The following is a 19,979-nucleotide window of genomic DNA, read 5'->3' on the forward strand; positions in this document are numbered from 1 at the left end:
CTAGGGTCGTGCGCCCCGCGGTGGAAGCATCAGCAGTTCCGCCGCCACGAGCGCTGCGATGACGGCAGGCCGCTTGTCCTTGACGGCGTTGCCTCCGACCGGAAGGGTCAGATGGTCGAGAAGGGCGGGGTCACCACCCTCTCGCCGCCAGAATCCGGCAAAGCTCGCGCGCTTTGTCGCCGATCCGATCATGCCGACATAGGCAAGGTCCTGCCGCTCGAGCGCTTCCTTCGCTATCAGGAAATCCAGCGCATGGTCGTGGGTGAGGATGACCACCGCCGCGCCGGCCGGAACATCCCTCAGCACGGCTTCCGGCATGGGCGTCAGAACGGTGTCGACGCCATCGGGTAGCCCCTGCAACTCGTCGCTGCGGGTCTCGACGACGGTCACGCGGAAGGGAAGGGGTGCCAGCGCGCGCGCAAGCGCCTTGCCGACATGGCCCGCGCCGAACAGGACGACGGCGCGGTTCTCCGCTTCGGCCGCCTTCTCCTCCCGTATGAGTCGAGCCGCAAGATCCCCGTCCACCGGCCGGAAGTCGAGGGTGAGGCGTCCTCCGCAGCACTGGCCGGTATCAGGGCCGAGGATGATGATCTTCTGCCATGCGGTCTCGTTGCCGGACAGCAATGCCCGGGCATGGGCGATGGCATCGAATTCCGCGAACCCTCCGCCGATCGTGCCGAACAGCGCCTGCGGGCGCACCAGCATGAAGGTGCCCTCCTCGCGGGGAGCCGACCCCTCGACCCTGGCAAGGCGCACGAGCATCGTGTCTTCCGGCGTCTCCAGGAAGGCGCAGAGTGCGCTTGCCCTGCCGCCCGTGCCGCTGTCGGAGGGCCCCGCCAAGGCTCAGGTCCTCGCGGCCTTCAGCCGCTCCACGGCCATGAGGATGCGCTCCGGCGTCGCCGGTGCGTCGAGACGCGGGCAGATGCGGTAATCGGCAACGCTTGCCACGGCCATGGACAGCGCCTCAAGCACCGAGATTGCCAGCATGAAGGGCGGTTCGCCCACTGCCTTCGACTTGCCGATCGTCGCCTCGGTGTTTTCCGACCACTCCGCGAGACTGACGTTGAAGATCTTCGGGCGGTCCGACGCGAGGGGGATCTTGTAGGTCGAGGGCGCGTGCGTCCTGAGGCGGCCCTTGTTGTCCCACCACAGCTCCTCCGTGGTGAGCCAGCCCATGCCCTGCACATAGGCCCCTTCCACCTGGCCGATATCGAGGGCGGGGTTCAGCGACTTCCCGACATCGTGGAGGATATCCGCACGGTCGATGAGATATTCGCCGGTCAGCGTGTCGATGGACACCTCCGTGACCGACGCCCCATAGGCAAAATAGTAGAAGGGCGTGCCGCGGCCGGCGGCGCGGTCCCAGTGGATCTTCGGTGTCTTGTAGAACCCGGCGGCCGAGAGCTGCACCCGGGCGAAATAGGCAAGCCGGATGAAATCGGGGAAGGGGATGGTTTCCTTGTTGCCGATTTCCACCCGGTTGGGCGCAAAGCGGATGCTCTCGGGCGCGACGTTCCACCGCTCCGCAGCAAAGGCGATCAGCCGGGTCTTGATCTGGCGGGCGGCATCGTAGGCCGCTGCGCCGTTGAGGTCCGTGCCGGAGGAGGCGGCCGTTGCGGAGGTGTTCGGTACCTTGGCGGTGGTGGTGGCGGTGATCTTCACCTTGTCGATATCCACCTGGAAGGCATCCGCCAGCACCTGGGCCACCTTGGTGTAGAGCCCCTGGCCCATCTCCGTGCCACCGTGGTTCAGGTGGATCGAACCGTCCGAATAGACATGCACCAGGGCTCCTGCCTGGTTGAAGGCGGTCATGGTGAAGGAGATGCCGAACTTCACCGGTGTAAGGGCTATGCCCTTCCGGATCACGCGGCTGTTGCGGTTGAAGTCGATGATCGCGCGGCGGCGTTCCTGATAGTCGGAGGAGGCTTCCAGCTCCGAGACGACCCGGTCGATGATGTTGTCTTCCACCTGCTGATGGTAGGGCGTGACGTCGCGCCCGGAGCCCTTCGGCCCATAGAAATTCGCCTTGCGGATCTCCAGCGGATCCTTGCCGAGCGCATAGGCGATTTCCTCGATGATCCGCTCGCAGCCCACCATGCCCTGCGGTCCGCCAAAGCCGCGGAAGGCGGTGTTCGAGACCGTGTGGGTCTTGAGCGGCTTCGAGGTCAGGTGAACGTTCGGATAGAAGTAGCTGTTGTCGGCATGGAAAAGGGCGCGATCCGTCACGGGGCCGGAAAGGTCTGCGGAATAGCCGCAGCGCGCCGCATAGGTCGCGTCGACCGCGTGGATGCGCCCCTCGTCGTCGAAGCCGACATCGTAGGAGACGAGGAAGTCGTGCCGCTTGCCCGTCGCGGTCATGTCCTCGTCGCGGTCTGGGCGGAATTTCACCGCCCGCTTCAGCTTCTTGGCCGCCAGCGCGGCAAGGGCGGCAAACTGGTTGCCCTGGGTTTCCTTGCCGCCGAAGCCGCCGCCCATGCGGCGCGTGTTCACCGTCACCGCGTTCGAGGCAATGCCGAGCACATGGCCGACCATATGCTGCACCTCGCTCGGATGCTGTGTGGAGGACCAGACGGTCACGTCCTCGTCCTCTCCGGGAATGGCAAGGGCGATATGGCCTTCCAGATAGAAATGCTCCTGACCGCCGATCCGCATCTCGCCCTTCAGCCGGCGGGGTGCGTCCTCGAGCGCCGCCCTGGCATCGCCGCGCGACAGGGTCATGCCATCGGTGACGACGGGTGCTCCATTGGCGAGCGCTCCGTCGATGTCGGTCCAGAAGGGCAGGTCACGATAGGTAATCTTCGCGAGACGCGCGGCCCGCCGCGCGGCATCCCGGGTCTCGGCAATCACGGCAAAGACGGGCTGGCCGTGGAACTGTACCAGCCGGTCGGCCAGAAGCGGTTCGTCGTGCTTGCCGGAAGGGCTGACGTCGTTTTCCCCCGGAACATCGGCGCCGGTGAGAACGGCGACGACACCGGGATAGGCCGTAACGGCGGAAAGATCCATCGACAGGATCTCGGCATGGGCCCGGTCGGACAGGCCGAGTGCGCCATGCAGCAGGCCCGCCGGCTCCGGCATGTCGTCGATATATTCGGCGGTGCCGCTCACATGCTTGTGGGCGCTGTCGTGGCGAAGCGTCGAATGCATGGGGCCGCGAATTTCCAGGGGTGCGATGTCCAGGGCCTTGTTGTCCATGTCTCAGGCCTCCCCGGCCGCAAAGCGTTTCAGTTCCTGCGGCTCGCCGGTCGTTTCCAGATAGAAGCGGGTCAGCAGGTTTCTGGCCGTCAGCTGGCGATAGTCCGCGGTGGCGCGCCAGTCGGTCAGCGGCTGGTAGTCCTGATCGAAGGCGGCCTTGGCGGCTTCGATCGTCTCGACTGTCCAGGGCTTGCCCAGAAGCGCCTTCTCCACCGCGCGGGCCCGCTTGGGTGTCGCGGCCATGCCGCCGAAGGCGATGACCGCGTGCGAGACGCGACCGCCTTCACCGAGCACCACATGGAAGGCGCCGCAGAGGGCGGAGATGTCCTCGTCACGCCGCTTGGAGATCTTGTAGACCGCGAAATGCGCGTCGCGGGCGGGCCGCGGCACGGTGACCGCCTCGACGAACTCGCCCGGCTCGCGCGCCTGCTTCCCGTAGGCGATGAAATAGTTTTCGAGCGGCATGCTCCGCTGGCCGCCGGCAGCGGAGCGCAGATGCACGGTGGCGCCAAGCGCGATCAGCGGCGGGGGCATGTCTCCGATGGGCGAGCCGTTGGCGATGTTGCCTCCGATGGTGCCCATGTTGCGCACCTGCTCGCCACCGAGCCGCCAGAGAAGCGGCTGAAGGCCGGGGATGTTCCGGGCGAGCACTTCCATCGCCTGGCTGTAGGTGACGCCGGCGCCGATGCGGATGCCGTCCGACGAGAGATCGACCGCCTGCAGCTCTGCCAGATGATTGATGAAGACGACCGGATTGATCTGCCGCATCTGCTTCGTCACCCATAGCCCCACATCGGTGGAGCCGGCGACGACGGTGGCCTGCGGATTGTCTGCCAGCACCTCCGCGAGATCCTGTGCGGAGGAGGGGACGATCAGGCTCAGACCGTCCTTCGAGATGGTGACCCGTTCGTTCACCTGCATGGTCCACAGCCGTGCCATGATTTCCGTCCGCGTCTTTTCCAGCGGATCGAAAAGCACGCTCGGCCGGTCGCGCGTGACGGCCAGTGCCGCCTTCACGATCGGCTCGTAGCCGGTGCAGCGACAGAGATTGCCCTGAAGCGCACGCTCGATCTCCGGCCGGCCCGGGTTCTCGTGCGAAAGCCAGAGGCCGTAGAGCGACATCACGAAGCCGGGCGTGCAGAAGCCGCATTGGGAGCCGTGATAGTCGACCATCGCCTGCTGGATGGGGTGCAGCGCGCCATCGCTGCCGGCCAGATGCTCCACGGTCACCACATGGGTGCCGGAGAGCGAGCCGAGGAAGCGGATGCAGGCGTTCACTCCCTCATAGGCGAGCGCTCCGTCGACCAGCCGCCCGACCAGAACCGTGCAGGCGCCGCAATCGCCCTCGGCACAGCCTTCCTTGGTTCCCGTCAGGCGCTTCCTCAGTCTCAGATAGTCGAGAAGCGTATCGGTCGGCGCGATGTCGGACAGCGCGACTTCTTCGCCGTTCAGCAGAAACCGGATGATGGATGCCATGACGTTCCCTTGTTGTCGTTCCTGCTTGAGAGTGATCAAATCGCAAGGCAGATGCAATGGGCAGTGTGGGCCAGATTTCGGGGCAAATGAACCTGAAAAGACGATTAGCGGTATAAATTCTGGTGCAAAAGGAGGGGGGCGGGAGCCGGAAACGGGTCCCGTCGCCCGGTTTTTCGCGTTATTGCGCGGTCCACCCGCCATCGATGGAAAAGTGCGTTCCGGTGATCTGGCGGGCTTCGTCGGAGGCGAGGAAAAGCGCCGTTGCAGCCACCTCTTCCACGGAAACGAAGTCCTTTGTCGGCTGGAACTTCAGCATCACGTCCGATTTCACCTGCGCTTCGGTGATGCCGCGGGTGCGTGCCGTATCCGGGATCTGCTTTTCCACCAGCGGCGTCAGCACATAGCCGGGGCAGATGGCGTTGACGGTGATGCCGAATTCGGCAAGCTCCAGGGCTGCAGTCTTGGTGAGGCCCATGATGCCGTGCTTGGCCGCCACATAGGCGGCCTTGAAGGGCGAGGCGACCAGCCCGTGCGCCGAGGCGATGTTGATGATGCGGCCCTTGCCCTTCGCCTTCATCAAAGGAATGGCGGCCCGCATGGTGTGGAAGGAGGAGGAGAGGTTGATCGCGATGATCTGGTCCCACTTCGCCACCGGGAAGTCCTCGATCTTCTCCACATGCTGGATGCCGGCATTGTTCACCAGCACGTCGAGCGAGCCGAAATCCCTGTGGGTCCGGGCGATCAGGTCCTCGATCTCCTCCGGCTTCGTCATGTCGGCGCCGTGATAGGCCACGCGGCCGCCATGCGCCTTCAGCCGCGCCACGATGGCGTCGATCTCCTCGGCCGGGCCGAAGCCGTTCAGCATCACGTCCGCGCCGGATCTGGCCAGTGCCGTCGCGATGGCGAGGCCGATGCCGCTCGTCGAACCGGTGATGACTGCCGCTCTCTTCATCCTCGAACTCCTCTTCCTGCATCCGTTGTTGCCGGGCGCTTGCATCCCCGGTCCCATGATGGAAACTATGCGCAAAGCGGCGGAAGTGTCCATTGTCCAAACGTCCGGGCACGCAGGCGAGAGAACAACAGAGGTTTCGTTTCGTTTTCGTTTGACATTCGTTTTCGCAATTTGTTGAGTTAGGCGAAAATCAAGCCATTTGCATTCACGGGGGGAGGACCATGGCGAAATATGTGCTGGCAATCGATCAGGGCACCACGTCCAGCCGGGCGATCCTGTTCGACGACAAGATGAAGATCGTGGCCACCGGCCAGAAGGAATTCACCCAGATCTTCCCGAAATCCGGTTGGGTGGAGCACGATCCGGAGGAGATCTGGGAAAGCGTGGTCTGGTCCGTGAAGGAGGCGATGCGCAAGGCGGACATTGCCGCAGCCGAGATCGCGGCCATCGGCATCACGAATCAGCGGGAGACGGTGGTCGTGTGGGAGCGCGACAGCGGCAAGCCCATCCACAACGCCATCGTCTGGCAGGACAGGCGCACCGCGAGCTATTGCGAGAAGCTGAAGGGGCAGGGGCTCGAGAAGACCTTTACCCGGAAGACGGGCCTGCTGCTCGATCCCTATTTCTCGGGCACCAAGCTGTCCTGGATGCTGGCCAACGTGAAGGGGACCCGCTCGCGCGCGGCCAAGGGCGCGCTGTGCTTCGGAACCATCGATACCTTCCTCATCTGGCGCCTGACGGGCGGCCGGAGCTTCGTGACCGATGCCACCAATGCCTCGCGCACGCTGATGTTCAACATCGCAACCCAGGAATGGGACGACGAGCTGATCGAGATCCTGCGGGTACCGCGCGAGATGCTGCCGGAGGTCAAGGACTGCTCGGCGGATTTCGGGGTAACGGAGAAGGCGCTCTTCGGCGCGGAAATCCCGATCCTCGGGGTTGCCGGCGACCAGCAGGCCGCCACCATCGGCCAGGCCTGCTTCGAGCCGGGCATGATGAAGTCCACCTATGGCACCGGCTGCTTTGCACTGCTGAACACCGGCAAGGACATGGCGCGCTCGCGCAACAGGCTTCTCACCACCATTGCCTATCGGCTGGACGGCGAGGTGACCTATGCGCTGGAGGGCTCGATCTTCGTGGCGGGTGCTGCGGTCCAGTGGCTGCGCGACGGGCTGAAGGTGATCGGCAAGGCATCCGAAACGGGTGACCTTGCGGCCAGGGCCGATCCGACCCAGGAGGTCTATCTGGTTCCTGCCTTCACCGGTCTCGGCGCTCCCCATTGGGACCCGGATGCCCGCGGCGCCATTTATGGCATGACCCGCAATACGGGCCCCGCGGAATTTGCCCGCGCGGCGCTGGAGGCCGTCTGCTACCAGACCCGCGATCTTCTCGAAGCCATGCGCAAGGACTGGAAGAGCGAGGGCGAGGGCACGGTGCTGCGCGTCGATGGCGGCATGGTTGCCTCCGACTGGACCATGCAGCGGCTCGCCGACATTCTGGATGCTCCGGTCGACCGGCCGCAGATCCTCGAGACGACCGCGCTCGGCGCCGCCTGGCTTGCCGCCTGCCGCGCCGGCCTCTGGCCAGACCGGAAGGGCTTCTCGAAGCAGTGGGCGCTCGACCGTCAGTTCAAGCCCGAGATGGACGAGAAGGTCCGCCGCCAGAAAATCAAGGGCTGGAGCCAAGCGGTGAAACGCACGCTGAGCCAGGGCTGATCCCGGTTCCGGCCTTCGGTTGAACACAGCGTTTCGGGGGCGGGGCTTTGCCTTTCGCCCCCGTCCTGCTTATGTCCGTTGCGAACGAACAACGGAGAACGCCCGCCATGGAACTCGGCCTTTACACCTTCGCCGACGTCAATCCCGATCCCTCGGTGCCGAAGGGGCCGGAAGGGGCGCGTCGTCTGAAGGAACTGCTGGAAGAGATCGAACTGGCCGATCAGGTGGGCCTCGATGTCTTCGGGCTGGGCGAGCACCACCGTCCCGACTATGCGGCCTCGGCGCCGGCGGTCATTCTGGCGGCTGCGGCAGCCCGGACCAAGCGCATCCGCCTGACGAGTGCCGTCAGCGTGCTATCCTCGGACGATCCGATCCGCGTCTTCCAGCAATATGCCACGCTCGACCTTCTGTCCGAAGGCAGGGCCGAACTCATGGTGGGGCGCGGCTCCTTCATCGAGTCCTTTCCGCTTTTCGGCTACGATCTCGGCGATTACGACATGCTGTTCACCGAGAAGCTGGACATGCTTCTGAAGATCCGGGACAGCGAGAAGCTGACCTGGTCCGGCGAGACGCGTCCTCCGGTCAACGGCCTCGGCATCTATCCCCGCCCGCTCCAGGAGAAGCTGCCCGTCTGGATCGCCGTCGGCGGCACGCCGCAGTCGGTGGCCCGCGCCGGTTATCTCGGTATTCCGCTTGCCATCGCCATCATCGGCGGCGAGCCGCGCCGCTTCCAGCCGCTCTTCGACCTCTACCGCGAGGCGGGCAAGAAGGGCGGACACGATCCTGCGACGCTCAAGGCCTCCATCAACGTTCACGGTTTCATTGCCGATACGACGGAGAAGGCCGCGGACATCTATTACGGGCCGCATACGGAAGTGATGAATCGCATCGGCCGCGAGCGCGGCTGGGGCCCCTCCGGCCGCCGGGAATTCGATGCACAGCGGGGCCCTCACGGAGCCTACTTCGTCGGGGATCCCGAGAGCATCGCCGAGAAGATCGTTGCCCATCACCGTCTCTTCCGCAACGACCGCTTCCTGCTGCAGATGGCGATCGGTCCGATGCCGCACCGGGACATCCTCCGGGGCATCGAGCTTTTCGGTACGAAAGTGGCGCCGCTCGTCAGAAAGGCATTGACGGACGCGGCCTGACGGACCAAATCGCCCATTTTGGCAAGCGCGGCTTCCGCCCGCTGCAAGAGTGGGTATGCGCAATGATCGTGAAGACGGACGACGAACTCGAGAAGCTGAAGGCCATCGGCCGCATCTGTGCCGATGCGCTGAAGGCGATGAGCGAGGCGCTTCGCCCGGGGATCACGACCGCCGAGCTCGATCTCATCGGCCGGCGCGTTCTCGAGGGCCGGGGCGCACAGTCGGCGCCGGAATTCTGCTACCAGTTCCCGGGCGCGACCTGCATCAGTGTCAACGAGGAGGTGGCGCATGGGATTCCGGGACCGCGTGTGATCCAGCCGGGCGACCTCGTCAACATCGATGTCTCCGCAGTCAAGGATGGCTTCTTTTCCGATACGGGAGCATCCTTTGCGGTGCCGCCCGTGGCGGCGAAGACCTCCCGCCTCGTGCGCGACGGCAAGCGGGCGCTCTGGATCGGCCTCAACCAGGTGAAGGCCGGCCAGCCGCTGGCGCAGATCGGGCAGGCGATCGGCGCCTTTGCGAGCAAGAACCGCTACAGCCTGATCCAGAATCTCGCCAGCCACGGCATCGGCCGGTCCCTGCATGAGGAGCCGTCCGAGCTTTCCACCTGGCCGGACCCGGACGAGGACCGGATCATGGAAGATGGCCTCGTCTTCACCATCGAACCCTTCCTGTCGCTGGGCGGCCATTTCGCCGAAGATGGCGGCGGCGATGACCATTGGACGCTCTACAGCGCGCCGAAGGCGCTGACGGTGCAGTTCGAGCATACGATCGTCGCCACCCGCAACGGCCCGATCGTCCTGACGCTCGCCGACTGACAACCATCAAATTTCCTGAGAGCGGGTTCATCGAAAGGCGTTTGCCAGACGCGCTCCGAGAGCGCAGGGATAGGCCATGAACCGCGCAGACGCTCCACCCTTTCCCTTCAGCCTCGGGCTTGCCGGCGCGCTGTCGCTTGCCTGCTTCATGGGGTTCGGTCGCTTCTCCTTCACGCCGATCCTGCCGGGAATGATGGCGGACCTCGGTCTGTCGGCGGGCGATGCGGGACTGATCGCGGCCGCCAATTTCGCGGGCTATCTTGCCGGTGCCTTTCTTGCCGCCGGAACCTGGGCGCAGGGCATGGAGCGCCGAATCGTCATGGCTGCCCTTACTTTGACCGCCGCACTTCTCGGGGCAATGGCGCTTGTCTCCTCCCTTTCCGCCTTCATGGCGATCCGCTTTCTCGCGGGGCTGGCAAGCGCCTTCGGCCTCGTCTTCACCTCGGCACTCGTGCTGTCTGCCGCACGCGGCGATGCGCGCGTGCAGGCCATGCATTTCGGCGGGGTCGGCTTCGGCATTGCGCTGTCGGCCTTCGTCAGCTTCGTCGCGGTGCCTCTCCTCGGAGCAGAGCCGCCGCACTGGCGTTCTGAGTGGCTGGCGGGGGCGGGACTGGTCCTTGCGGCGGGTGCAGCGATCCTCTTCCTCTTGCCGAAGGGGCAGGGCACGGCAGGGCGGGGCGGCGCGGAACCGCCGATGCTCTGGACGGGGGCCATGCTGCGGCTCATCCTCTCCTATGCCTTCTTCGGCTTCGGCTATGTGGTCGCGGGCACCTTCCTGGTGGTGATGGCGCGCGAGGGTGCGTCCGGCCATTCGGTGGAGTTCCTCTGCTGGCTGATCTCGGGGCTTGCAGGCATGGTATCGCTCTTCCTGTGGCAGCCGATGCTTTCCACCCGGGGCGTCAACACCACCTACCGGCTGGCGCTGGCTCTGGAAGCGCTGGGCAGCGTCGCGATGGTGCTGCTGCCCGCAGCCATCGCGCCCGTCATCGGCGGGCTGCTCTTCGGCGGCACCTTCATCGTGGTGACGGCCTATGCGCTTCAGATCGGGCGCGCCCTTTCGCCCGAGAGCCCGCGCCGGGTCATGGCGCTGATGACGGCGGGTTTCGGCATCGGCCAGATCGTGGGTCCCGTCGCTGCCGGCCATCTCGTCGATCTGACGGGAGATTATCTCCTTGCCAGCCTCATTGCCGCGGCCGTGCTGGGGCTGGGTGCGCTGGTGGCGCCGGGGCGAGGCTCCCATTAAAAAACCGAAAGGTACGGCCGGGCAATATTGCTGAAACCGGGGCGTTTCTCTAGGGTCTGCGGCCAAACGCCGGAAGTCATCCGGCCAAGAGCAAACCATAGCTGGGCCGCCCCGTGTTCAAATCCTTCTTTCCCAATCCCCGCCTGTTCTTCACCTCCGCCGTTGTCTGGGCAATCCTGTCGATCGGGCTCTGGTACGGGCTCGTCGCCGAATGGGGTGCCGCGCTCGGCATGGGGGCACCGGCGCCCGATGCCCCGCCCGTCATCGGCGTCACCACCTTCGTGCAGCCGGATTTCCTCTGGTTCTATCTGTATTTTGCCCTCATGGCGGGCGCGTTCTACCTGGCCTGGGCAAGGCTCTCGCCCCATCCCTGGCAGCGCTGGTCGGTACTCGGCTCGATCGCTATCCTCTTCGTCACCTATTTCCAGGTTCAGGTGAGTGTGGCCATCAACAACTGGTACGGTCCCTTCTGGGACATGATCCAGGCTGCCGTTTCAAAGGCGCGGGTGGTGACGGACGGTGAATTCTACGGCCAGATCTGGATCTTCCTGTCGATCGCCCTCATCGCCGTCGCGGTTTCGGTGGTGACCCGCTTCTTCGTCAGCCACTACGTGTTCCGCTGGCGGACCGCCATGAACGACTACTACATGTCCTACTGGCCGAAACTGCGCAGCGTGGAAGGTGCCTCGCAGCGTGTGCAGGAAGACACCATGCGCTTTGCGCGCACCACAGAAGACCTCGGCGTCAGCCTGATCGACAGCGTCATGACGCTGATTGCCTTCACCCCGGTTCTGATCCGGCTTTCGGCAAACGTGACCGAACTGCCGCTGGTGGGTGCCATTCCCTATCCGCTGCTCTCGGCTGCGATCTTCTGGTCGCTTTTCGGAACCGTTCTCCTGGCCGTCGTCGGCATAAGGCTTCCCGGCCTGGAATTCCGCAACCAGCGGGTCGAGGCGGCCTACCGCAAGGAGCTGGTCTATGGAGAAGACAGGGCGGACAGGGCCGATCCCATGACGGTCGCCGAGCTCTTCGACGATGTCAGGAAAAACTATTTCCGCCTCTACTTCCACTATCTCTATTTCAACGTCGCCCGCAGCTTCTACCTGCAGATCAACAACGTGTTCTCGATCCTGGTGCTGGCGCCCTCGATCATTGCGGGCAAGATCTCGCTCGGCGCGCTGAACCAGATTTCGGGCGCCTTCGGTCAGGTCGCCTCGTCCTTCCAGTACCTGGTAAGCGTCTGGCCGACGATCATCGAGCTGCTGTCCATCTACAAGCGTCTGCGCGCCTTCGAGGCGCAGATCGAGGACAAGCCGCTCGATGCCATCGAAGACGAGCCGGTAAACGCCTGACGTTCAAACAGGATCAGAGCGGGGAGGCGGCGCGGACATCCGTGCCGCCTTCCGCCTTTTCGACCGGAAGACGGGCATTCAGCCGCTCGAGGGCTTCCCGGTAGGACACGCAGGCCACGCCCGGCTTGCGGCAGGTTTCGGCGAGGAAACGGTCGAGCGCGCGCCAGTAGGCGCCGCCATTCATCTCCACGAAATGGAAGCCGAGTTCCAGCGGACGGCGGCCGCCCTGAAACTCCCGGTCGAAGGCCGCGCGGTAGGCGGCCAGCGTCCGTTCCTCGAATTCCGAAGAGCGTGCCGGCTCCTCGCGAAGGCCGGAATGACGGGCATAGAGATTGTAATCCATGGCAATGACCGGCTTGCCCCTGGGGCCTTCCGGGATCAGCGGCAGTGCGAAGCGCGGCAGGCCGCGGTCCATCACCGGAAGGGATGGTTTCTTGGCGATGAGGCTCGCGTCATAGGCAAAGCCCGCGGCACGCACCGCTTCCGGCAGGGCCTCGCCCGGCGCAAGATAAGGGGCGCGAAAGCCGACGATTTGCCTCGACACGAAATCGCGCCATTCCTTCGGCTCCCATTGCGGGATGCCGGCCACCTTCCAGCCATCGAGGAGCGCCTGCCGGAAGCTTGCAAATTCATTCAGCCAGTCGGCCTTCGTCCAGGTGCTGCCGTCGAAATGGCCGCAGACATGGCTTGCGATCTCATGCCCTTCGAGATGGGCGTTCCAGAGGTGATCCAGGCGAATCCGGATTTCGCGGTCCGTCTGGGCAAACCCCGTTGCCGATTTGCCGGCCGAGTGATGCGGCGCACGATAGGACAGCTGCTCGGGCGAACCCCAGCGCTTGAGGAAGGTGCAGGAGAAGAAATAGGTGAAATGGGCACCGGTGCGCTTCGCCATCGCGCGGCTCTTCACCCACAGCGCATTGTCGTGGGCACCATCGAAGGACACGATGACGAGCTGCTCGGGCCGCTCAGAAGACAGGGCCGGCGAGGCCAGCGCCAGGAGGGGAACGGCATACTTGACGAAACGCAACGGAAAAACCTTTCAAATGACAAGCGGACAATGCCGCTTGATTGCGGCAAAGCTTTGATCAGGCTTTCCTTCCCTGCCCGGAGAAGGTACGAAACGAAGTGAATGGCGTGGCGCCGCCCGCCCTGTCGCAGGATCAGGAAAACATGGCTCTCCTCATAATCGGACTCATCGCATTCTTGGGCTTTCACATGCTGCGCGTCGTGGCGCCCGGCCTTCGTCAATCGCTGATCGCCTCGATGGGCCGCCCTGCCTACATGGGCCTCTATTCGGTCTTGTCGATCGCCACGCTGGCATTGCTGGTCTACGGCTTCGGGCAGGCGCGCCTGGAAAGCGGCGAGCCGCTCTATGTCGCGCCGGCATGGATGGTGCACCTCACGGTAACGCTCATGCTGATCGCGCTGATCCTGGCGGTGTCGAGCGTTCTGCCGGCCGGTTACATTGCCACGAAGACGCGCCATCCGCTCATTACCTCGGTCAAGGTCTGGGCGCTTGCCCACCTGCTGGTGAACGGCGAGGCCTATTCCGTCGTCACCTTCGCGGCCTTCCTTGCCTGGGCGGTCGTGCTGCGCATAGCCGTGAAGCGGCGGGCCCGTGCCGGCGAGGTCACCGAGCGAGCCTATGTGGGCTGGATCTGGGATCTCGTCGCCGTGGTGATCGGTCTCGGCCTTGCGATTGCGCTGATCAAGGGCCTGCATCTCTGGCTGATCGGCGTGCCGATTCCGATGGCTGGCTGAAGGCCTCAGGAAAAGGGCTTACAAAGCCGGGAAAATATGGGTAGAACGCGCCAAGGACTTTGGCCCGACACGGGCATGCGGAGACAGGAATGGCATTCAACGACGATAGTTTTATTCGCGAAGTAAACGAGGAGCTCCGGTCGGACCAGTTCAAGACCGCCTGGCAGCGCTATGGTCGTTTCGTCATCGCCCTTGCCGCCGTCATCGTGATCGGTACGGCCGGCGAGCGCATCTATGCCTATTGGCAGTCCAGCCAGGCATCCGCCTCCGGCGATGCATTCCTCGCCGCCAACGATCTTGCCAAGGCCAACAAGCAGGATGAGGCGCTGGCTGCTCTCTCCAAGCTCGAGCAGGACGGTTTTGCCTCCTATCCGGTGCTGGCGCGCATGCGCGCTGCCGCACTGAAATCCGAGAAGGGCGACACCGCCGGTGCGATTGCCGATTTCCAGGCGATCGCCAAGGACAGCGGCATCCAGCCCGCCATCCAGGATGTCGCCCATCTGCGTGCCGCCTGGCTGCTGGCCGATACGGGGACCTACGAGCAGGTTTCGGCAGAGGCCGAGGCGCTGACCGCCACCACCAATCCACTGCGCCATTCGGCCCGCGAGGTTCTGGGGGTGACCGCCTACCGGCTCGGCGACTACAAGCGTGCCAAGGAGTGGTTCACGGCCATTGCCGACGATCAGGAAACGCCGCGCAATGTCGGCCGCCGGGCGCAGATGCTGCTCGACGTGATTGCCGCTTCCGGCAAGGCCCAGTAACCGCCGGTCATCGACGCCGCCGTTCCGTCCGGAAACGCCGGGCGGGCGGCCAAGAACAAGAAGAGCCCTCGCGGCCAAACACGAAAGAAATCCGATGAGCTTTACCGTTGCCATTGTCGGGCGCCCGAATGTCGGAAAATCCACGCTTTTCAACCGGCTGGTTGGAAAGAAGCTTGCGCTGGTGGATGACACGCCCGGCGTTACCCGCGACCGCCGCCCGGGCCAGGCAAAGCTTGTCGACCTTCGGTTCGAGATCATCGATACGGCCGGTCTTGAAATCGCCGCCCCCGACACGCTGCAGGGCCGCATGCGCCAGCAGACGGAAACGGCCATAGACGAGGCTGATCTGACGCTGTTCGTGGTCGATGCCAAGAGCGGCCTGACGCCGGTCGATTCCATGCTGGCCGAAATGCTGCGCAAGCGCGGCAAGCCGGTGGTGCTCGTTGCCAACAAGTCTGAAGCCCGCGGCTCCGACGGTGGCTTCTACGATGCCTTCACGCTCGGCCTCGGCGACCCCGTTCCGATTTCTGCCGAACACGGACAGGGCATGCTCGACCTTCGCGATGCGATCGTCGAGGCAGTGGGCGAGGAGGTTGCCTTCCCGGAGCCCGAGGACGTGGCAGAGACCGATGTGGTCATTCCCCGCCCGGAAGAGGGCGAGGAGGAGGCTGAGGAAGAACCCGCCTATGACGAGACGAAACCGCTGCGCGTCGCCATCGTCGGCCGCCCGAATGCGGGCAAGTCCACGCTGATCAACCGGTTCCTCGGGGAAGACCGGCTGCTCACCGGCCCGGAAGCGGGCATCACCCGCGATTCCATTTCGGTCGAATGGGACTGGCGCGGCCGCACCATCAAGATGTTCGACACCGCCGGCATGCGCCGCAAGGCGAAGGTGACCGAAAAGCTGGAAAAGCTTTCCGTCGCCGATGGCCTTCGCGCCATCCGCTTTGCCGAGACGGTCGTGATCGTCTTCGACGCCACCATCCCCTTCGAGAAGCAGGACCTGCAGATCGTCGACCTCGTGCTGCGCGAGGGGCGCGCGGCAGTGCTTGCCTTCAACAAGTGGGACATGATCGAGGATCGCCAGGCGGTGCTTGCCGATCTTCGCGAAAAGACGGAACGCCTTCTGCCGCAGGCGCGCGGCATCCGCGCCGTGCCGATTTCCGGCCAGACGGGCGAGGGCCTCGACAGGCTGATGCAGAGCGTCATCGATACGGACCGGGTGTGGAACAAGCGCATCTCCACCGCCCGTCTCAACCGGTGGCTGGAACAGCAGCAGATCCAGCATCCGCCGCCGGCCGTTTCCGGCCGTCGCCTCAAGCTCAAGTACATGACGCAGGTCAAGGCGCGCCCGCCGGCCTTCATGATTTCCTGCACGCGGCCCGAAGCCCTGCCGGACAGTTATACGCGCTTCCTGATCAACGGTCTGCGCAACGATTTCCAGATGCCGGGCGTGCCGATCCGCATCCATTATCGCGCCTCGGACAACCCGTTCGAGAACCGCAAGAAGAAGCGTTGATCCTCAGCGGCCCGCCGTGCCGGACCGCTTGCGGATGACCCGCGACACGACCCGCTTCAGACCCGTCCGGTTGCGCGGCATGACATCGTTCGCCTCGAGGATATTGTCGAGAAACTGCCGGCTTGCGGCTTCCCAGCTGTAGGTTTCCGCCACGCGGCGAGCGGCTTCCGGCGCGCAGGAGAGCGCCCGGAGGCAGGCCTGGCGAAGATCCTCGTCGAGAGCGCCTGCCTGCCGGTGGTCGGCCAGGATGTCGATCGGGCCGGTGACCGGATAGGCCGCCACGGGAACGCCCGAGGCAAGCGCCTCCAGGATGGTGTTGCCGAACGTATCCGTCCTGCTGGGGAAGACGAACACATCGGCCTCCGCGAACAGCCTTGCAAGGTCCTCCCCATGCTTCACGCCGGTAAACAGCACGTCGGGATACCGTGCCTCGAGCTGCCGGCGCGCCGGTCCGTCGCCGACGACCATTTTCGAACCGGGGAGGTCGAGGTCGAGAAAGGCGGGCAGGTTCTTTTCGGGCGCGACCCGTCCGATGCTGACGAAAAGGGGGCGCTTGAGGCCGAAGGGCTCCGGCGTCTTCTCGCGCGGCCGGAAGCGGTCGGTATCGATGCCGCGGCTCCAGCGGACGAGGCGCTTCAGCCCCCTTGCCGCAAGCTCGTCCTCAAGGCTTTGCGTTGCGACCATGCAGGCCGCGCCCGCATTGTGAAACCAGCGGACGAAGCGATAGAGCCATGCCTCCGGCACCGGAAAGCGCGCCGCCACATACTCAGGAAAGCGGGTGTGATAGCAGGTGGTGAAAGGCCGGCCGTTCTTCAGGCACCAGCGGCGCGCCAGCAATCCGAGCGGCCCCTCCGTGGCGATGTGGACGAAGGACGGACGGCAGCGCTCCAGCGCGGCCGCCACCTTTCCGTAGGTCGTGACCGAAAGCCTTATCTCGGGATAGGTGGGGCAGGGAATGCTGCGAAAGCCGGAAGGGGTGATGAGGCGCACGTCGGCCCCGAGATCGCTCAGATGAAGGATGGTGTTCTCGATCGACCGCACGACGCCGTTCACCTGCGGGTGCCAGGCATCCGTGACGATGGTAATTCTGTGCATGCGCATCCCCACTCGGCGAGAGGCCCGTGCCGGATAAGCCCGGCTCGCGACCGGCATTGTGCCGCGGGAATGTAAGGGGCATGTGACAGCCGGTTCAGACCTTGCGATGCTTCTGCAGCCGCATGCTGATGCGCACGAGCGCGCCCCGCTGGCCGATGACCTCCGAGGCAACGATGGCTGCCTTGCGGGCCGCACGATCCAGGCCGTCGCCCTGCATCAGGCTTGCCAGCACCGCACCGTCGAAGCTGTCGCCGGCGGCAGTGGTATCGATGATACGGGGCGCAAAGGCCGGCGGAATGGATGTGGTCGCGCCATCCTGATGGACCGTCGCTCCCTCGCTGCCCTTCTTGAGAACGATGTTCGCAACGCCGAGGCTTCGGTAGCGGTCGATCGCTTCCGCCTCGCTGGCGACGCCGAAATGGGTTACCTCCTCGTCAAGGCCGGGCAGAAGCAGCGTGGAAGCCCGCGCGGCGGCCTCGCAGGCTTCGCCCATGGCTTCCCGGCTTTCCCAGAGGCTTGGACGTACATTCGGATCGAAGGAGATGAGCGCACCCGCGGCCTTTGCCCGCCGCAGCTCGGCAAGCAGCGATTCGCGGTCCCCCGGCGGCAGGATCGCCAGCGTGATGCCGGAAAAGTGGATGACGCCGGCCCGCTCTATCGCCCTTCTGAGATGGGCGGGATCCGCCGCCAGCTTTCGCGCGGCCGACGTATCGCGCCAGTAGATGAAGCTTCGCTCCCCGGCCTCGTCCAGCCGGATCATGTAAAGGCCGATACGGGCGTCGCGGATGATGCGGACGGCGCTGATGCCTATCCCGGCATCATGCATGAAGTTGACGAGCCCCTCCGAAAGCGTGTCGCTTCCGAGGGCGGTGGCATAGTCCACATGCATGTCGGGCGGCAGAAGTTCCCGCGCGTACCAGGCGGTGTTGAAGGTATCCCCGGCATAGGAGGATTTGTACTGGCCGCCATCGACGGGCGCCAGTTCCACCATGCATTCGCCGATTGCCAGCAGCCGGTTGCTCTCCATGTGATTCCCCTCGCGCAGCCATGGCCGTTCTACCCTGAAGTGCTGCGCCCGATCCATCCACAGCCTTTCATCACGTCCGATGAATAAACCAGCTTTTTCGGAAATGGCACCGGTTTACGGGACCCAGGCAGGTGGTTAGATGGTTATCCTGTTGAAAACCGTATTCACCGACGGGCCGGTCCCGGTCCGCCACAGCACGACATGCACGAGGAGTAGCCGATGACCGAGACGAAGCGTGTGTCCCGCGGTGCGGACTGGTGGCGCGGTGCCGCCATCTATCAGGTCTATCCGCGTTCCTTCCAGGACACCACCGCTGACGGCATCGGCGACTTGCAGGGCGTAACCCTGAGGCTGCCCTACATCGCCTCGCTCGGCGTCGACGCCATCTGGCTCTCGCCATTCTTCAAGTCGCCACAGGCCGACATGGGCTACGACGTATCGGATTACTGCGATGTCGATCCGATGTTCGGCACGCTTTCTGATTTCGACGAAATGCTGGCGGAAGCCCACCGCCTCGGCCTCAAGGTGATCATCGACCAGGTGATTTCCCATACGTCGGACCAGCATCCCTGGTTCAAGGAAAGCCGGGAAAGCCGCACCAACGCCAAATCCGACTGGTATGTGTGGGCCGACCCCAAGCCCGATGGCAATCCGCCCAACAACTGGCTGTCGATCTTCGGCGGTCCTGCCTGGGAGTGGGACGGCGTTCGCCGCCAGTTCTACATGCACAATTTCCTCACCTCGCAGCCCGACCTCAACTTCCACAACCCCGATGTGCAGGATGCCGTGCTGCAGGTGCTGAAGTTCTGGCTCGACCGCGGGGTGGACGGTTTCCGGCTCGATACGGTCAACTACTACTTCCACAGCAAGGGGCTGGAGAACAATCCGCCCGCCGATCCCGATGCCGAAATGGGCAACGATGCGCCCGAAACGAACCCCTACGGCATGCAGATCCACCTCTATGACAAGAGCCAGCCGGAGAACGTCGCCTTCATGACGCGCATCCGCTCGCTGCTCGATCTCTATCCCGACCGCGCGACGGTGGGAGAGGTGGGCGACGGTACCCGCTCGCTGCAGACGCTTGCCACCTATACCAGCGGCGGCGACAAGCTGCACATGTGCTACACGTTCGACCTGCTTGGCCCGGAGTTCAGCGCCGCGCATTTCCGCAAGTGCATCAGCGCCTTCGAGACGAGAGTGCGGGATGGCTGGGTCTGCTGGGCCTTTTCCAACCACGACGTGCAGCGCCATGTCTCGCGCTTCATCGCCAATCCGGGCGAGCGCGACCACATGGCCAAGCTCTGCATCACCCTGCTTTCCGCCATGCGCGGTTCGATCTGCCTCTATCAGGGCGAGGAGCTCGGCCTGCCGGAGGCGGAACTCGCCTTCGAGGACCTGCGCGACCCCTACGGCATCCGCTTCTGGCCGGCCTTCAAGGGTCGCGACGGGTGCCGCACGCCGATGGTATGGGACTCGACCGCCCGCCACGCCGGTTTCACCGCCGCCGACAAGGCCTGGCTGCCGGTATCGCGCAGCCATACCGGCCTCTCCGTCGACAAGCAGGATCACGATCCCGCCTCGGTGCTCAATCATTACCGGCGGATGCTCGCCTTCCGCAACGAGCACGACGTGCTGCGCGACGGCAGCTTCCGGTTCGTCGACACCAATCAGGACGTGCTGATCTTCGAGCGGGAAAAGGGGGAGGAGCGGCTGCGCTTCTACTTCAACCTGACCCGCGCACCCGTGACCATCGAGGCGGATGCGACGCTTGCAAAGGCGGCACCGGTCGCGCTTCCGGGGTTTGCGGTCGAGGAGGCGGGAGACAGCCTGATGGTGCTGCCGCTCAGCGTCCAGTGCTACCGCATTCCAGTCGAAAAGTAAGATATTCGAATATTCTTTACAAAAGCGCAATCGCACGCC

At 64.5% G+C, this 19,979-nt stretch carries 16 protein-coding genes; 9 read left to right on the top strand and 7 right to left on the bottom strand.

The annotated features are described in order from the left end of the window. The 4 genes from xdhC to GGR23_RS02385 all read right to left on the bottom strand — a co-directional run bounded on the left by xdhC (nucleotide 1) and on the right by GGR23_RS02385 (nucleotide 5,620). Complete coding sequence (gene xdhC / locus GGR23_RS02370; RefSeq protein ID WP_246364851.1) at nucleotides 1–840, bottom strand: xanthine dehydrogenase accessory protein XdhC; 840 nt, start codon at nucleotides 838–840, stop codon at nucleotides 1–3. 3 nt (nucleotides 841–843) lie between these two features. Further along, nucleotides 844–3,192, bottom strand: a complete 2,349-nt coding sequence (xdhB, locus tag GGR23_RS02375; protein ID WP_183364509.1) for a xanthine dehydrogenase molybdopterin binding subunit — start codon at nucleotides 3,190–3,192, stop codon at nucleotides 844–846. 3 nt (nucleotides 3,193–3,195) lie between these two features. Further along, nucleotides 3,196–4,668, bottom strand: a complete 1,473-nt coding sequence (gene xdhA / locus GGR23_RS02380; protein WP_183364510.1) for a xanthine dehydrogenase small subunit — start codon at nucleotides 4,666–4,668, stop codon at nucleotides 3,196–3,198. Nucleotides 4,669–4,846: 178 nt separating this feature from the next. Next, nucleotides 4,847–5,620, bottom strand: a complete 774-nt coding sequence (locus tag GGR23_RS02385; RefSeq protein ID WP_183364511.1) for a 3-hydroxybutyrate dehydrogenase — start codon at nucleotides 5,618–5,620, stop codon at nucleotides 4,847–4,849. Nucleotides 5,621–5,841: 221 nt separating this feature from the next. On the opposite strand from GGR23_RS02385, the gene glpK reads away from it, so the two are divergent. From glpK to sbmA, 5 genes are all read left to right on the top strand, one after another. Next, a complete protein-coding gene (gene glpK, locus GGR23_RS02390; protein ID WP_183364512.1) occupies nucleotides 5,842–7,335 on the top strand; it encodes a glycerol kinase GlpK in 1,494 nt (497 codons plus the stop codon). A 107-nt stretch (nucleotides 7,336–7,442) separates the two neighbouring features. Continuing rightward, nucleotides 7,443–8,483, top strand: coding sequence for an LLM class flavin-dependent oxidoreductase (locus GGR23_RS02395; protein WP_183364513.1), 1,041 nt, complete (start codon nucleotides 7,443–7,445; stop codon nucleotides 8,481–8,483). A gap of 62 nt (nucleotides 8,484–8,545) precedes the next feature. Next, nucleotides 8,546–9,301: a type I methionyl aminopeptidase gene (gene map, locus GGR23_RS02400; protein ID WP_183364514.1), complete on the top strand. Its 756-nt coding sequence runs from the start codon at nucleotides 8,546–8,548 to the stop codon at nucleotides 9,299–9,301. Nucleotides 9,302–9,377: 76 nt separating this feature from the next. Further along, a complete protein-coding gene (locus tag GGR23_RS02405; protein WP_183364515.1) occupies nucleotides 9,378–10,544 on the top strand; it encodes a YbfB/YjiJ family MFS transporter in 1,167 nt (388 codons plus the stop codon). A gap of 113 nt (nucleotides 10,545–10,657) precedes the next feature. Further along, nucleotides 10,658–11,896: a peptide antibiotic transporter SbmA gene (gene sbmA, locus GGR23_RS02410; protein WP_183364516.1), complete on the top strand. Its 1,239-nt coding sequence runs from the start codon at nucleotides 10,658–10,660 to the stop codon at nucleotides 11,894–11,896. 13 nt (nucleotides 11,897–11,909) lie between these two features. Here sbmA and GGR23_RS02415 read toward each other — a convergent pair whose 3' ends face one another. Beyond that, on the bottom strand, nucleotides 11,910–12,923 hold the full coding sequence (locus tag GGR23_RS02415) for a polysaccharide deacetylase family protein (RefSeq protein WP_183364517.1): 1,014 nt from the start codon (nucleotides 12,921–12,923) through the stop codon (nucleotides 11,910–11,912). A 143-nt stretch (nucleotides 12,924–13,066) separates the two neighbouring features. Here GGR23_RS02415 and GGR23_RS02420 point away from each other — a divergent pair, with 143 nt between their 5' ends. From GGR23_RS02420 to der, 3 genes are all read left to right on the top strand, one after another. Next, nucleotides 13,067–13,657, top strand: coding sequence for an NnrU family protein (locus GGR23_RS02420; RefSeq protein WP_183364518.1), 591 nt, complete (start codon nucleotides 13,067–13,069; stop codon nucleotides 13,655–13,657). 89 nt (nucleotides 13,658–13,746) lie between these two features. Beyond that, nucleotides 13,747–14,418 carry a tetratricopeptide repeat protein gene (locus GGR23_RS02425; protein WP_183364519.1) on the top strand — a complete coding sequence of 224 codons (672 nt, stop codon included), beginning with the start codon at nucleotides 13,747–13,749 and terminating at the stop codon, nucleotides 14,416–14,418. Between the two features lie 94 nt (nucleotides 14,419–14,512). Further along, nucleotides 14,513–15,937, top strand: a complete 1,425-nt coding sequence (der, locus tag GGR23_RS02430; RefSeq protein WP_183364520.1) for a ribosome biogenesis GTPase Der — start codon at nucleotides 14,513–14,515, stop codon at nucleotides 15,935–15,937. A 3-nt stretch (nucleotides 15,938–15,940) separates the two neighbouring features. Here the strand turns inward: der and GGR23_RS02435 are convergent, their stop codons facing one another. Together GGR23_RS02435 and GGR23_RS02440 are read right to left on the bottom strand one after the other, a co-directional pair. Next, nucleotides 15,941–17,032 (bottom strand): glycosyltransferase family 4 protein, encoded by a 1,092-nt coding sequence (locus tag GGR23_RS02435; RefSeq protein ID WP_246364854.1) that lies wholly within the window; start codon nucleotides 17,030–17,032, stop codon nucleotides 15,941–15,943. A gap of 94 nt (nucleotides 17,033–17,126) precedes the next feature. Further along, nucleotides 17,127–18,059, bottom strand: coding sequence for a sugar kinase (locus GGR23_RS02440; protein ID WP_183364522.1), 933 nt, complete (start codon nucleotides 18,057–18,059; stop codon nucleotides 17,127–17,129). 219 nt (nucleotides 18,060–18,278) lie between these two features. On the opposite strand from GGR23_RS02440, the gene bglA reads away from it, so the two are divergent. Then, nucleotides 18,279–19,940 carry a beta-galactosidase BglA gene (gene bglA, locus GGR23_RS02445; RefSeq protein WP_183364523.1) on the top strand — a complete coding sequence of 554 codons (1,662 nt, stop codon included), beginning with the start codon at nucleotides 18,279–18,281 and terminating at the stop codon, nucleotides 19,938–19,940. The last annotated feature ends 39 nt before the right edge of the window (nucleotides 19,941–19,979 follow it).

It is taken from the genome of Gellertiella hungarica (assembly GCF_014197145.1).
GTDB classification, from domain to species: Bacteria; Pseudomonadota; Alphaproteobacteria; order Rhizobiales; family Rhizobiaceae; genus Gellertiella; species Gellertiella hungarica.